The organism is Agrobacterium sp. SORGH_AS_0745 (assembly GCF_030818995.1).
GTDB classification, from domain to species: domain Bacteria; phylum Pseudomonadota; class Alphaproteobacteria; order Rhizobiales; family Rhizobiaceae; genus Agrobacterium; species Agrobacterium tumefaciens.
This window is the reverse complement of the sequence record NZ_JAUTBI010000003.1, coordinates 1,273,074-1,287,542: the sequence shown is the minus strand read 5'-3', so window position 1 is coordinate 1,287,542 and position 14,469 is coordinate 1,273,074. Positions and strand designations below refer to the sequence as shown.

At 59.3% G+C, this 14,469-nt stretch carries 9 protein-coding genes and 1 tRNA gene; 3 read left to right on the top strand and 7 right to left on the bottom strand.

The annotated features are described in order from the left end of the window. Positions 1-75: 75 nt before the first annotated feature. Positions 76-1,473 carry an MDR family MFS transporter gene (locus QE432_RS15960; RefSeq protein WP_003515163.1) on the top strand — a complete coding sequence of 466 codons (1,398 nt, stop codon included), beginning with the start codon at positions 76-78 and terminating at the stop codon, positions 1,471-1,473. On the opposite strand, the gene QE432_RS15955 is transcribed toward QE432_RS15960, so the two are convergent. From QE432_RS15955 to QE432_RS15945, 3 genes are all read right to left on the bottom strand, one after another. Beyond that, positions 1,474-2,214, bottom strand: a complete 741-nt coding sequence (locus QE432_RS15955; RefSeq protein ID WP_097101564.1) for an RlmE family RNA methyltransferase — start codon at positions 2,212-2,214, stop codon at positions 1,474-1,476. Then, positions 2,211-3,842, bottom strand: a complete 1,632-nt coding sequence (locus QE432_RS15950) for a Ppx/GppA phosphatase family protein (RefSeq protein WP_162632878.1) — start codon at positions 3,840-3,842, stop codon at positions 2,211-2,213. The genes QE432_RS15955 and QE432_RS15950 overlap by 4 nt, the downstream gene beginning before the upstream one ends. Before the next feature lie 166 nt (positions 3,843-4,008). Further along, positions 4,009-4,085, bottom strand: a tRNA-His gene (locus tag QE432_RS15945). Between the two features lie 361 nt (positions 4,086-4,446). Between QE432_RS15945 and QE432_RS15940 the strand changes: the two genes are divergently transcribed. Continuing rightward, positions 4,447-8,193, top strand: coding sequence for a PAS domain-containing sensor histidine kinase (locus QE432_RS15940; protein WP_306624919.1), 3,747 nt, complete (start codon positions 4,447-4,449; stop codon positions 8,191-8,193). Positions 8,194-8,278: 85 nt separating this feature from the next. After that, entirely contained in the window at positions 8,279-9,937 is a 1,659-nt protein-coding gene (locus QE432_RS15935) for an ABC transporter permease (protein ID WP_065703845.1), read from the top strand. Positions 9,938-10,248: 311 nt separating this feature from the next. Here QE432_RS15935 and QE432_RS15930 read toward each other — a convergent pair whose 3' ends face one another. From QE432_RS15930 to QE432_RS15915, 4 genes are all read right to left on the bottom strand, one after another. Then, positions 10,249-11,061 carry an ABC transporter permease gene (locus QE432_RS15930; protein ID WP_003515157.1) on the bottom strand — a complete coding sequence of 271 codons (813 nt, stop codon included), beginning with the start codon at positions 11,059-11,061 and terminating at the stop codon, positions 10,249-10,251. 4 nt (positions 11,062-11,065) lie between these two features. Next, the gene (locus tag QE432_RS15925) at positions 11,066-11,974 is read right to left on the bottom strand and encodes an ABC transporter permease subunit (RefSeq protein WP_003515156.1); all 909 of its coding nucleotides are present in this window, start codon (positions 11,972-11,974) and stop codon (positions 11,066-11,068) included. Positions 11,975-11,985: 11 nt separating this feature from the next. Then, positions 11,986-13,143, bottom strand: a complete 1,158-nt coding sequence (locus QE432_RS15920; RefSeq protein ID WP_013635505.1) for an ABC transporter ATP-binding protein — start codon at positions 13,141-13,143, stop codon at positions 11,986-11,988. A gap of 179 nt (positions 13,144-13,322) precedes the next feature. Continuing rightward, positions 13,323-14,420 carry a polyamine ABC transporter substrate-binding protein gene (locus QE432_RS15915; RefSeq protein ID WP_003515154.1) on the bottom strand — a complete coding sequence of 366 codons (1,098 nt, stop codon included), beginning with the start codon at positions 14,418-14,420 and terminating at the stop codon, positions 13,323-13,325. Positions 14,421-14,469: the final 49 nt, after the last annotated feature.

Sequence of the window (14,469 nt, the reverse complement as noted above, 5' to 3'; positions counted from 1 at the left end):
TGTTGGCAAGTCGGCCCATCAGGCGTAGGAGGAACTGCGATACCATTGTCGCAGCGGAGAGCCGCAGGCAGCCTCATGAACCGCATCATTCCCCTGATCCTGGCAGTCGCTCTCTTCATGGAGCAGATGGACTCCACCGTCATCGCCACATCGCTTCCAGCCATTGCGGCCGATCTTCATGTGGGTCCGATCACGCTCAAGCTCGCACTGACGGCCTATATGGTGTCGCTGGCGATCTTCATTCCCATCAGCGGCTGGATGGCTGACAAATACGGCGCGAAGAAAATCTTCCGTTTCGCCATCGGCGTCTTCGTCGTCGGTTCGATCTGCTGCGCAGTCTCGTCATCGGTATTCGAATTCGTCGTTTCGCGCTTCCTGCAAGGTATGGGCGGGGCGATGATGACGCCCGTCGGCCGCCTCGTCCTCCTGCGGACGACGCAACGCAGCGAACTGGTTTCCGCCATGGCGCTTTTGACAATACCGGCGCTTGTCGGGCCTCTGACCGGCCCGCCGATCGGCGGCTTCATCACCACCTATTTTTCATGGCACTGGATTTTCCTCATCAACGTGCCCATCGGCGTCATCGGCATCTGGCTGTCGACGATCTTCCTGCCGGAAATCGAGACCACCAATCCGCCACCGATGGACGGCAAGGGTTTCGTGTTATCCGGTCTCGCAGCATCGGGCGTGGTTTTCGGCGTGTCGGTCGTCAGCCTTCCGGCACTGCCGCCCGCCATCGGCATCGCCTCGACGGTCATCGGTTTCATCTGCGGCTTTCTTTATGTGCGCCACGCGGCAAACCACCCTGCCCCCATTCTGGATTTCCGCATTTTCCGCAACCCGACATTCCGGGCGGCCACCGTTGGCGGCACCGCCTTCCGCATTTCCACGGGCGCCATTCCCTTCCTGATGCCGTTGATGTTGCAGATCGGTTTCGGGCTCAACCCGTTTCAGTCAGGCATGATCACCTTTGCCGGGGCAATCGGCGCGATCACCACGAAATTCATGGCCAAGCGGGTCTTTGCCGCAACGGGGTTCAGATCAACGCTGATCGGAGCCGGCATCGTCGGAGCCTTCACGACGCTCGCCAACAGCTTCTTCACGCCGGAAACGCCTTACCCACTTATCATGATCTGCCTGGTCACGGCGGGCTTTGCCCGTTCCTTCTTCTTTACCGGATCCAACGCGCTCAGCTATTCCGATATAGACGACAGCCAGGCAAGTCAGGCAACTTCGATGGCATCCGTGCTGCAACAGATCAGCCTTGCGCTCGGCGTGGCTTTCGCAGCCGCCATCCTGGAAGTCAGCAGCATGTTATCTGGCTCGCATCTGCAGCTCGCCGATTTCCACGTTGCCTTCACCATCGTGGCGCTCGTTTCGCTGTTTGCAATCGTGCCGATCATCCGCATGGACGCGCAAGCGGGCGCGGCCGTTTCCGGCCACCGCGGCAAGGTCTCACAACCGGCAGAGTGATTAGTCTTCGTCCGCCTCATCCACGTGCATAACGGACTGCGTTGCGGCTGTCCGGCCCTTGAAATGCTTGGCGAGCAGGAACATTTCGACCGATTCCGAGCGCGAGGACGCCGGCTTGATATGCAGGACCTGCTTGAAGTTCTTCTTCAGCATGTCGAGCAATGCCTTTTCCGTGCCGCCCTGGAAGGTCTTGGCAAGAAAATGGCCGCCTTCCGCCAGCACCTGAACCGCGAAATCGGCCGCGACTTCGCACAGATGCATGGTGCGGATGTGGTCCGTCTTCTGGTGGCCCGTGGTTGGCGCCGCCATGTCGGACAGTACCAGATCCGGCGTGCCTCCAACGGCCTCCATCAACTGGTCCGGTGCGGTCGGATCGAGGAAGTCGAGCTGCAGGATCTTCACGCCGGGGATGGGATCGATTTCGAGAAAATCGATAGCGGCGACGCGGATATCATCCTCGGTGGAATCCGTCACCTTAGAAGCGATCTGCGACCAGCTTCCGGGTGCCGCACCAAGGTCGATGATGCGGGTGGCACCCTTCAGGATCTGGTGCTTGTCGTTGATTTCCAGAAGCTTGAAGGCGGCGCGGGCGCGATAGCCTTCCAGCTTTGCGCGCTGCACATAGGGGTCGTTGATATGACGTTCCAGCCAGCGGCGCGATGAGGCCTTGAGCTTGGTCTTCTTGACCTTCTGACCGATCTTTCGGCCGGTGCGATTGGTGCTTGTGGGCGCCTTGCTCATGTCAAACCTTCCGTTCTGTCCTGCCGTGCCATCTGCATGCGCCTTATCCGGTTACGCCGCCATGCGCCGTCATCCGCCATCATATCCGTCAACAGGCCTTCGCGCAGCCCGCGATCGGCCACACGCATGCGCCGCGCCGGCCAGCGACGGCGAATGGCCTCGAGGATGGCGCAGCCGGCCAGAACCAGATCGGCCCTGTCAGGACCAATGCAGGCATTGGCGGCGCGGCCGGCAAAATCCCATGCCAGAAGCTTGTCCTGCATCGCCGTCACCTCGGTATCGGAAAGCCAGAGGCCATCCACCTTGCGGCGATCGTAGCGCGGCAGGTCGAGGTGAACGCCCGCAAGCGTCGTCACCGTACCCGAGGTTCCGATCAGGTGAAAATCCTCGTGATGCGCAAGCGGCGCCAGAGGCGGGCACTGGAAGGCATCCAGCAGCCCTTCGACTTCCCGCACCATGGCGGCAAACACATCCGGCGTCACATCGCGGCCGCCATGGCGTTCCGAGAGGGTAACAACGCCGACCGGCAACGATGTCCAGTGGGTGATGTGGTTGGCGAGCCGGTTGGAACGGTTTTCGCCGACCTTGATGACCGCGATTTCCGACGATCCGCCGCCTATATCGAACAGCACCACCGAACGGGCTTCACGCCCGACCAGGGAGGCGCAACCCGAAACGGCGAGACGCGCTTCCGTCTCGCGGCTGATGATCTCAAGCTTGAGCCCGGTTTCCCGGGTAACCCGCTCCAGAAACTCCTCGCCATTGGTTGCTGCCCGGCAAGCTTCGGTTGCGATGAGGCGCATACGCCTGATCGGGCGTCCAGCAAGTTTCGAGGAGCAGACCTTGAGAGCCTCCACCGCGCGATCCATGGCATCGTCTGAAAGACGGCCGGTCGATACCAGCCCCTCGCCCAGCCGGACGATGCGCGAAAAGGCATCGACGACCCGGAACTGGCCGGGCCGTGTCGGCTGCGCGATCAGCAGTCGGCAATTATTGGTTCCGAGATCGAGCGCCGCATACATGTCCGTTGCGAATTCGGAGCCATGCTCGTGATGGCGGGCGCCGTGACGGGCGGACATTTCGGATTGTTGCCGGTGCGGTTCCTGAGCCGTCCCATTGGCGCGACCGTTCTGCTTACCGACATGTCGGGGCGCATGGGAGGGAACCAGCGGGCGACCCTGCGGATCGCGGCTGCGCGGATCACGGTGAGCCCGCTTGCGGTTACGCGACTTGCGACCACCGGCAGGCGGCACGGAGGATGGATTGGTGGCATCCGTTGCGACGACAGCCTCTGGCTGTTCACTGGCAGCAGGCGGCGTCTGATGGGAGGTGCCTTTGCCACGGGAACGCCGACGCCGCTTTCTTTTGCGCGGTTCGGCATCCGGCTCGAGAGCCGATACATAGGGGGAACCGGCCGGAACATCCGCGGCAACATCATGCGACAGCACAGCAACGTCACGGGGTTTACCGTCACGCCTGTTTTTCTTGCCACGACGGGATCGCTTCGCTTTCCCTTTGTTTGCCACCGACGCCCCTTGTTCCGACGGCTTTGGGCCGTTTCCGGGGTCGATCACTGTCTTGTCCATTTCGCCGCGCACAAGCGTAGACGCTATGCTGCTGGCTTTCATAAGGTTTCGTTGGGCGGACAATACCAGCGCAAGAGATTTTAGCCAAATGGTTTTTGGAAGGGAGGAAACCGCACAGTCGACGCGCAGCAAAGACATGCGCTTGCGATAACCCAAATCGGGTTTGAAATCGCTGCAATGATTTTCAGGAATTTTAGGAAATTGGAGATGGTACGGTTGGGGGGTCTCGAACCTCCGACCTCAGGTGCCACAAACCTGCGCTCTAACCAACTGAGCTACAACCGCACATCAAACGCCGAACCGGCGCCACGGGGGGTGACATAAAAGGTGTTTTCGCTATTTGCAAGTCCTTCAGCGAATTTTGCGAAAAAAGGCTTGGAAAGGCAAGCCGTTTTCATGGCGCCAGAGCTGGCAACAGTCGATAGCCGGGTATACCGCTTGCAATCTGGAACGGGGCCAGAACGGGTCTCGCCGGGCCTGTTCATGTTAACTCTATTTGGCGATTCATTCAGGCGGCGGTGGACCGCGCCGCCCTGTGAAGTTATTTAAAATTCTGTTAACGTGGTGCCTCAGCGGGTTTACGTTTCAGCTTCATGAGGAAGCCGAAAGCCTCGCAAGGTCCGGTAGTGCCAGAATAGGTTTCGACATGCCCCCCGTCCAGTATCCCTTTATCGATATCGCAGTGCATGAACGGGTGCGCGAAGGTTTCGGGCGCGGCGAGGCGATGGCTTTGTTCTCGCTCGATCTTCAGAGCGCGCTCTGGGCCAATGGGCGCGGTGCAGCGCTGTTCGGCACGCCGATGGTCTATGATTTTCTGGAACAGGGGCCCAAACGGCAGGACGTGACCTTCCGGCAGCTGGCCGCGACGGCGGCGCGTCTTTCGAAGACGGGCGACAGCCTGCCGTTTACCATTCGTATCAATGCGGGCTTCCGCAGCCTTGCCGTTACCGCCAAGGTGGAAATCATCGAGGCCGAACCGGGCCAGCCTGCTATTCTGTTTTCCGCCCTCACCGATCAGGCCGCACCCGACACGGCGGAATGCGCAAGGCGCATGATTGAAGGCTTTGACGATCCCGATATCCATATCGCTGTCATCAATGGCGATAACGAGGTCGTTGCCGCTTCGGCCAAGTTTGCGTCGCTCGGCATCACGCCGCATACGGCAAGGACGCTGGTTAGGATGGCCGCAGGTCAGGCTGGCCACCTCGTCAAACGGCCCGTGCCGACCGGCAAGGGTTACATGCCCGCCGCCGCCGGCCAGATCACGATATCGCCAGAACTCAATCTGTTGTTCGTGGTCGAAACCGCGCTCGGGACACTCGATCCCGTTAACGGATTTGCCGAAGACAAGCCGCAGGAAACCCCGGCCGCCGCCCAACCGGCTTTGCCGGTTGCCGAGACCGCGCCTGTTGCCGCAACGGCTGCCTCGTTCGATTCCGTGCTCGACGCCGTCGCCGGGATAGAAGATGTGGAGGACGTGCCGGAACTGCCTTCCGACGTCGAAGACGAAGTGACGGTGGAACAGGATGAGGAAACCGTCCTGCCATTGCTTGCAGCAGAAGAAGAAACGGATGCTCCGGCGGATGTCCCGCTGGAGGATGCCGATACGGCTGCGAATGCGGCGACGACGGACGATATTGCCGATATCTTCGAACTGGATACGGATGAGGCAGAGGTTCCGGCAGCTGGCCAGGATTCCAGCGAAGACCATACCGAACAGGCCCCGGACGTGGAGCGCGCAGAGGCGGAAGATGAGGTAGCTGAAACAATGGCGGCGCAGGACGCTGCACCCGTTGAAGAGGATCTCCCGGCGGCCGTGGAACCGACCGACGAACCCCAGCCTTTTGTCTTCGACGCCGGTGCGCGTGCATCCCGTTTCGTCTGGAAAATCGATGCCGAGGGCCGCTTCAGCTCGATCTCGCACGAATTTGCGGAGGCTGTGGGCGCGAAGGCGGCAGCTGTCGAAGGCATGAGTTTTGCCGATGTGGCGGCACTGTTCAATCTCGATCCGGAAGGCAAGATTCGCGAGCTTCTCGGCCGCCGTGATACCTGGTCTGGCAAGACGATCTATTGGCCGGTTGAAGGCACGTCCCTGATGGTGCCGATCGATCTCGCCGCCCTTCCCACCTATACGCGCTCGCGCGAATTTGACGGTTTCCGTGGTTTCGGCATCGTGCGGCTGGCCGATGCCGCAGAGGATCCGCACGCCACCGGCCTCACCTTCCTGCACGGCGAAGACATCCTTCAAACCGAGGTTTTGCCGCAGCCGGCTGCCGAGGATGAAGACGAGGAATTGCTGGCTTTTCTCGATGAGCTCGATGAGGAAACCCCGGCCGCTGAAGATGCGCCAGCCGAGATTTCGGACGAAGAGCGGCCCCACGATTACAGCCCGCCGGAATTCGAAGTGCCGGCCTTGGCAATCGTACCGACCCCGGAACCAGAGCCGGAGCCAACCTACTCCGACAAGGTCGTCCATCTGGAAGAGCGCCGCTGGCGCTCCCGCGAGGGCCTGACCGCAGGCGAGCAGGCCGCCTTCCGCGAAATCGGCCGGACGCTGGCACCCGTAGATGCCGTTTCAGACGAGGGCCCGAAGGCGGAAGAAGACGCTCCTTCTACCGATCCGGCTGCACAGCACGTCCAAGACGATATCGACGCGGTAACACAGGTGGACCTGCTGCCCGTGCTGGAAGAAGACGTTAATGCCGCAGAACCGGCTGAGGAAGACGATCTCTTCGCGGACTATGTTCGCGGCGAACGCCCTGCGGCCACGAACAAGCCTGCCGATGAAATCCAGATCGAAGAAAAGACAGTCGCCTTCACCGAGGTGGTACCGGCGGCCGATATCGCCGCTGCGATGGTTAGCCCACCGCTGCGACCCGCCGATGCGCTGAGCGCCGAAACGCTGGACCAGATGCCCGTGGCACTGCTGGTGCATGCCGGTGACAGGCTGATCCATGCCAATCCGGATTTCCTGCGGCTGACGGGCTACGGCTCTCTTGATGAATTGGACGAGGTCGGTGGACTGGAAGCCCTGCTGCAACGGCAGGAGCTTGAGGATATGCCTGATAACGAAGGCGGCATGGTCGTCGTCAGCGCCGAAAATGACATCATTCCGGTCAAGGCACGGCTGCAATCCATCCGCTGGGAAGACACCAAGGCGCTGATGCTGTCGCTGGTTCCGCTGGAAGAAAAGCAGGCACCGGTTACGGCAGCCAACGAGAATACGTCAGCGGCGGAAACCGCGAGTGCCGACACAGGCAGCGTTTCCGTATTGCAAGGCGAAGTCGAAGAACTGCATTCCATTCTGGAAACGGCAACGGATGGCGTGGTGCTTTTGGGAGACGACGGCGAAATCCGTTCGCTCAATCGCTCCGCCAGTGCGCTATTCAACTACGACAATGGCGAAATCGCAGGAAAGCCCTTCGTCACCCTGTTTGCGCATGAGAGCCAGCGCGCGGTGCTGGACTATCTTTCCGGCCTTGCCAATAACGGTGTCGCCAGCGTGCTGAACGATGGCCGCGAGGTGATCGGCCGCGAGGCATCCGGCGGTTTTCTGCCGCTGTTCATGACGATCGGGCGGCTCAAATCCTCGCACGGCTATTGCGTGGTCATCCGTGACATCACCCAGTGGAAGCGCACGGAAGAAGAGTTACGCAACGCCAAGCGCGCGGCGGAAACCGCCAATGCGCACAAGACCGATTTTCTTGCGCGTGTCAGCCACGAAATCCGCACGCCTCTCAACGCCATCATCGGCTTCGCGGACATGATGGCGACCGAGCGTTTCGGGCCGATCGGTCATCCGCGTTATGTGGAATATTCCAATGATATCGGACGTTCGGGCCGGCATGTGCTCGATATCGTCAACGACCTCCTCGACATCTCCAAGATCGAAGCCGGTCAGATGGATGTCGATTTCATCGCGGTTCCGCTGAACGAGACGGTGGCCGAGGCGGTCTCGCTGGTGCAGCCGCAGGCCAACAATCAGCGTGTCATCATCCGCACGGCGCTTTCGCAATCCGTTCCACAGATCGTTGCCGACCTGCGCTCGATCAAGCAGATCGTGCTCAACATCCTGTCGAACGCCATCCGCTTCACGCCATCAGGCGGCCAGATCGTGGTTTCCACCGCCTATGAGGCCAATGGCAGCGTCGCGCTGCGTATCCGCGACACCGGCATCGGCATGACCCGAGCTGAGCTGGAACAGGCCATGAAGCCGTTCCGGCAGGTGGCGTCATCGGGCAAGCGCGTGCGCGGCGATGGCACCGGGCTCGGCCTTCCCTTGACCAAGGCGATGGTGGACGCCAACCGTGCGAACTTCTCCATCACCTCGACACCGAACGAGGGAACGCTGGTGGAAATTACCTTTCCATCGCAGCGGGTTCTTGCCAACTAAGGCCATGCGGGCGTAGCAATGCGGGAACCGCCGGCTAAACGGACAGCCGGTTGAGGCTTTCGCAGGACAGCAGGCTGGCATTTCCATGACGGTTTCCATTCCGGCAACAAGACGCGTTTCATTGTTGCCCATCACGGCGGTCATCGTCGCAGCCATCGCCGCCATGCCTGTTCTGGCGGTCTTCTGGCTGGCGCTGACCGGCAGCACGGAAGGATGGCAACACCTTCTAGCCAATGTTCTGCCGCGCGCCGGGTTTCGAACCTTCCTGCTGCTGGCGATGACGGCCGCAACGACGGCATTCTTCGGCATTGTCTGCGCCTGGCTCGTCACCACATTCGAATTCCCTTTGCGGCGGGTATTGTCGGCGGCACTTGTCCTGCCGCTCGCCATTCCCTCGTATCTGGCAGCCTATGCTTTCGGCGAGTTCCTGGATTTCACCGGCCCGGTACAAAGCGCCCTTCGCGCCGTCTTCGGCTATCACAGCATCCGCGACTACTGGTTTCCGGACGTACGCTCGCTTGGCGGCGCCGTGGTGGTTCTGAGTTCGGTGCTTTACCCTTATGTCTATCTCTCGGCCCGCGCCGCCTTTTCCATGCAGGGACGGTTTGCGGCCGAAGCTGCGCGCACGCTTGGTGCGAAACCGCTTGGCGTATTCTTTTCCGTGCAATTGCCAATGGCGCGGCCGGCGATCGCCATCGGTCTTTCGCTGGTTCTGATGGAAACGCTGAACGATATTGGCGCTGTCGAATATCTCGGTGTCCAGACGCTGACTTTCACGATTTACGAGACCTGGCTCAATCGCGGCAATCTTGCCAATGCCACACAGATCGCCGCCGTCATTCTGCTCATCGTTGGTGCGTTGATCTTCATCGAACGCAATGCCCGCGAAAAACAACGCTTTGCCGCTCCAAAAGCCACGACCATGGCGCAACGCCACCGGTTGAAAAGCCTTCGCGGCTGGCGGCGCTGGTCTGCAAGCCTCTTCTGCGTCGCTCCTGTGGCGAGTGGTTTCCTCATTCCCGTCATCGTTCTTGGCGGTTACGCCGCAAAAAGGCTGGATGCGCTGTTTGCGCCGAAGCTGCTGAAAGCGCTCGGTCACAGTCTCGAGGTCTCGCTTTCCGCCGCCTTCGTCACCCTGATTGCGGCTTTCGTATTTTCCTATGCCATCCGCACCGAGCGCTCGCGCACGTCAAAGGTGGCCGCGCGACTTGGCTCCATGGGATATGGCGTGCCGGGAACGGTGCTCGCCATCGGCGTGCTCATTCCCCTGGCCGGTCTCGACAATCACGTCGACGGGTTTGTCCGCTCCCATTTCGGATTTTCGAGCGGCCTGCTGCTGTCAGGCACTGCCTTTGCCATCATCTACGCCCATTCGGTGCGCTTCATGACCATGGCGGAGGGAACGCTTGATGCCGGGTTCCAGAAGCTCTCGCCGCATATCGACATGGCCTCGCGAACGCTTGGGCGCAACCGGTTGCAGACACTGTTCAAGGTGCTGTTGCCGAATATGCGGCCTGCGGCGCTGACAGCCTTTCTTCTGGTACTGATCGAATCCATGAAGGAGCTGCCGGCGACGATCCTGCTGCGGCCCTTCGGCTTCAACACGCTCGCCACGCTGGTCTATGAAGACGCGTCCCGCTCAAGGGTGCAGGATGCCGCCGTGCCGGCGATCATCATCATCATTGCCGGGCTTATCCCCGTGCTTCTCGTGTCGAAATCGATGGATCATCCGGAAAACCGCTGAAGGCAACCCGCATGGCGGCAAAAAGAAAGGCGGCCTCTCGGCCGCCTGTATTAGTTGTGCTTTTTTAACGAGAGAAAGGGGGACAACCTCGCCATATGGAAATTATCAATCCCGGCTATCTAAAGTTTGACAGCCCTGCGTTGGGATTTACTTTCCGCCAACTCCTATTAACAAGCGGTTAAAACCAAAATCGATCAATTACCGACGATAATTCCTATTTTGAGACCGTAAAAGTCAAAAACTAAATTACAGGTTTCTAATTTTATCGACGCCTCAACAGTAACGCGTAGAAATCGGAGAGGAATATTCGATCAGTTGCGCGCGGCTGCGTGTTCGTCCTTCATCCGCTGGAGTTCCGTGCGTTTGGAGGCGATGGAAGCGACAATCACGCCGATTGTGACAAGCCCGATAAGGATCGTGCAGATGGCGTTGATCTCAGGTGTGACACCAAGACGAACCTGCGAATAAATCTTGATCGGCAGCGTCGTCGCACCTGGACCGGTAGCGAAACTTGCGATCACGAGATCATCGAGCGACAGCGTAAACGCCAGCATCCAGCCGGCGATGACGGCCGGGAAGATCAGCGGCAGGGTAATTTTGAAGAAGGTCTTGACCGGCGGGCAGCCGAGATCGAGCGCTGCTTCCTCGAGGCTGCGATCAAAGGTCAACAGACGCGACTGCACGACGATTGCCACATAACACATGGTGAAGGTGGTGTGGGCGATAACCACCGTCCAGAAGCCGCGATCCACCCCGACGGCCACGAACAGCAAAAGCAGCGACAGACCGGTAATGACCTCCGGCATGACGAGCGGCGCATAGATCATGCCCGAAAACAGCACGCGTCCCGGAAAGCGCGCAAAGCGCGTCAGAGACAGCGCCGCCAGCGTTCCGAGGATGGTGCCGATGGTGGCGCTCAAAATACCGACACGAAGCGTCACCCAGGCTGCATCCATCAGCCCCTGGTTCGACCACATGGACTTGTACCATTGCAGCGAAAATCCGCCCCAGACGGTGACCAGCTTCGAGGCATTGAAGGAATAAACGATCAGGATGATGATCGGGATGTAGAGAAAGGCAAAACCGAGGGTCAGGACGGTGATGTCGAATTTTCCGCGTTTCATGGCCTCACCCGACTTTCTTCTGCTGGTTCTGGAAGATGGCGATGGGCACCACCAGCAACAGTAGAAGCAGCACCGCAACGGCGGATGCCAGGGGCCAGTCGCGGTTGCCGAAGAATTCAGTCCAGAGGGTCTTGCCGATCATCAGCGTCTGCGCACCGCCAAGCAGATCGGGAATGACGAATTCGCCGGTTATCGGGATGAAACAGATCATCGACCCGGCCACCACGCCCGGCAGCGACAGCGGGAAGGTAATCTTCCAGAAGGCTTTCCAGGGCGGGCAACCCAGATCGGCCGCCGCTTCCAGAAGCGTATTGTCGAATTTTTCCAGCGCCGAATAAAGCGGCAGCACCATGAACGGCAGATAGGAATAAACGATGCCGATGAAGATCGCCGTCTCGGTGCGGAAGATATTGACCTGCTGGTCCGGCCCCAGAAAACCGAGCCATTGGAACAGCACCGTCAGCAGACCTTCGGGCTTCAGAATACCGATCCAGGCGTAAACGCGGATCAGGAACGAGGTCCAGAACGGCAGGATGACCAGCATCACCAGCGTCGGGCGGATGGATGACGGCGAACGCGCCATGGCAAGAGCCATGGGATAACCGATCAGCAACAGCAGGAAGGTGGAGATGAATGCGATGCGCAGCGACGAGAGATAGGCGTCGATGTAGAGCGGGTCTTCCGTCAGAAACAGGTAGTTTTCGAAATCCAGCTGCGAGAAGAACGCGCCAAGCTTCGAAAACCCTTCGAAGACTGGCGTATAGGGCGGCATGGATATCGCCGTATCCGAAAGCGATATTTTGAAAATGATGAAAAAGGGCGCTGCAAAAAACAGCATCAGCCAGAAATAGGGAACCGCGACGACCAGCCATCGCCAGGGACTTTGCCGGTTTTCAGGAGTGGTGATCGCCATAAAAGCCCCCCTCAGTGCGTTAGCACAAGACCGGAATCCTGTTTCCAGTTCAACCACACCATATCGCCGAAGGTGATCGGGCGATCCACGAGACGCGAGACATTCGCCTGCGCTGCACGGATGACACGGCCATCGGCAAGCTTGACGATGAACACCGAGAAGTCACCGAGATAGCCGATATCCCAGACTTCGCCATAAGCGGAATTGACGGCGCTGTCGGTGGGTTGATCGAGCGAGATGCGGACCTTTTCCGGGCGGATGGCGAAAGCCACCCGGCTTCCGGTGACCGCGGCGCATTCCTGCTCCACGGCAACTGTCAACCCGTCGCAATCGAGTGTCACCAGTCCCGGCTTGCCGATATCGGACGCGTTAGTGACGACATTGGCGTCGAAAATATTGATGTCGCCGATGAAATCCGCCACGTAACGGCTGTTCGGCGCTTCGTAGATCTCGGCAGGTGTTGCCACCTGCACCACAATGCCCTTGTCCATGACCGCGATCCGGTCCGACACCGTCATTGCCTCTTCCTGGTCATGGGTGACGATCAGGAAGGTGAGGCCGAGATTGGTCTGGATGTCCATCAGCTCGAATTGGGTTTCCTCGCGCAGCTTCTTGTCGAGCGCACCGAGCGGTTCATCCAGCAAAAGCACCTTCGGCCGCTTTGCAAGCGAGCGGGCAAGCGCCACGCGCTGCCGCTGGCCGCCCGAAAGCTGGCTCGGCTTGCGCTTGGCAAACTCGCTGAGCTTGACGAGCCGCAGCATTTCCTCGACCCGCGAGGATATTTCTGCCTTGGGCAGACCGTCCTGCTCCAGACCGAAGGCAATGTTCTTCTCCACCGACATATGCGGGAAAAGGGCGTAGGACTGAAACATCATATTGGTCGGGCGCTTGTAGGGCGGCACGCCGGAAATATCCTTGCCCTGAAGGAGAATACGCCCATTGGTCGGTTCCTCGAAACCGGCCAGCATGCGCATCAGCGTGGTCTTGCCGCAGCCGGAAGGACCGAGCAGCGAAAAGAACTCCCGCTCGTAAATATCGAGCGTCAGATTATCGACGGCGACGAAATCGCCAAACCGCTTGGTGACGTTTTCAAACCGGATGAAGGGAACCGCATCGGGATTGTCCCAAGGGCTAAATTTGCGTTTGACCGGCCCCAGAGTTTTCGCCATTCACCCTACCCTCAAATCCCGTTGATTTTGTAGATTTGAGCATCGGATTTCCCGAAAACCGCGTCACACTTTTCGGTCCGATGCCATGAGGCGGGCAGCGCCGGCAGGTTGCGTGACCTGCCGGCAAGGTATCAGAGAAACAGGCCCGCCGGCCGTTTCTCAACCAGCGCGCGGAGCTATCAGCTACCGGTCTTTATCTGCGTCCAGACACGGTTCAAGACGCGCTGTTCCTTCGGTCCGTAGGGTGAGATGGTGAAGAGCTTCTTCATCGTCTCGGCATTGGGGTAGACCGCCGGGTTCTTGGCAACCGACGGATCCATCAGCGCCTGCGAGGCAAGGTTGCCGTTCGCATACTGAACATAGTTGGACGCCTTGGCGATGACTTCCGGGCGCATCAGGTAGTTTATGAAGGTGTGAGCTTCCTCGACATTCTTGGCATCCGCCGGGATGGCAAGGTTGTCGAACCACATATAGGTGCCTTCCTTCGGGATGACGTAGTTCACCTCGACGCCGTTCTTGGCTTCTTCGGCACGCTTTTTCGCCTGAAGAATGTCACCCGACCAGCCGATCGTGATGCAGCTGTCGCCATTTGCCAGCTCGTCGATATAGGCGGAGGAGTTGAAGGTCTTCACGAAGGGACGGATCTTCGAATAGACGGCACCGCCCGCTTCCAGATCGGCCGTTTCCTTGCTGTCCGGGTTCTTGCCGAGGTAATTCATCGCGATGGCGAAGGTCTCGTCCGATGCATCGAGAATATTGATGCCACAGGATTTCAGCTTTTCGGCATTTTCCGGCTTGAAGAGAATATCCCAGCTGTCGACCGGAACATCACCGAGAGCCGCCTTCACCTTGGCGACGTTATAGCCGATGCCTGTTGTGCCCCACATGTAGTTCACGGCATACTCGTTGCCGGGGTCGTATTTCGCCAGACGCTCGGAGACATCCGGCCACATGTTCTTCAGATTCGGCAACTTGGACTTGTCGAGTTTCTGGAAAACACCGGCATTGATCTGGCGGGCAAGGAAGGGGCCTGTCGGCACCACCACGTCGTAGCCGGAGCTGCCGGCCAGAAGCTTCGTTTCCACGAGTTCGTTGCTGTCGAATACATCGTAAACGACCTTGATGCCGGTTTCCTTGGTGAAATCGGTAAGGATCGATTCGTCGATATAATCCGACCAGTTAAAGACGTGAACGACCTTCTCCTGGGCCATTGCCGAGCCTGCAGCAACGAGCGCCGTCGTGAGAGCCAAAGTGAAACGGAGCGAACGGTTTTTCATGATTTCTCCTGTTAACGCATCCTCGTGACGGAAGCGTGATCCCCTTTTT

Bases quoted from the DNA above. Each gene is read 5' to 3' on its own strand.
- QE432_RS15960 (WP_003515163.1), top strand. From the start codon at position 76: ATGAACCGCATCATTCCCCTGATCCTGGCAGTCGCTCTCTTCATGGAG.
- QE432_RS15955 (WP_097101564.1), bottom strand. From the start codon at position 2,214: ATGAGCAAGGCGCCCACAAGCACCAATCGCACCGGCCGAAAGATCGGT.
- QE432_RS15950 (WP_162632878.1), bottom strand. From the start codon at position 3,842: ATGAAAGCCAGCAGCATAGCGTCTACGCTTGTGCGCGGCGAAATGGAC.
- QE432_RS15940 (WP_306624919.1), top strand. From the start codon at position 4,447: ATGCCCCCCGTCCAGTATCCCTTTATCGATATCGCAGTGCATGAACGG.
- QE432_RS15935 (WP_065703845.1), top strand. From the start codon at position 8,279: ATGACGGTTTCCATTCCGGCAACAAGACGCGTTTCATTGTTGCCCATC.
- QE432_RS15930 (WP_003515157.1), bottom strand. From the start codon at position 11,061: ATGAAACGCGGAAAATTCGACATCACCGTCCTGACCCTCGGTTTTGCC.
- QE432_RS15925 (WP_003515156.1), bottom strand. From the start codon at position 11,974: ATGGCGATCACCACTCCTGAAAACCGGCAAAGTCCCTGGCGATGGCTG.
- QE432_RS15920 (WP_013635505.1), bottom strand. From the start codon at position 13,143: ATGGCGAAAACTCTGGGGCCGGTCAAACGCAAATTTAGCCCTTGGGAC.
- QE432_RS15915 (WP_003515154.1), bottom strand. From the start codon at position 14,420: ATGAAAAACCGTTCGCTCCGTTTCACTTTGGCTCTCACGACGGCGCTC.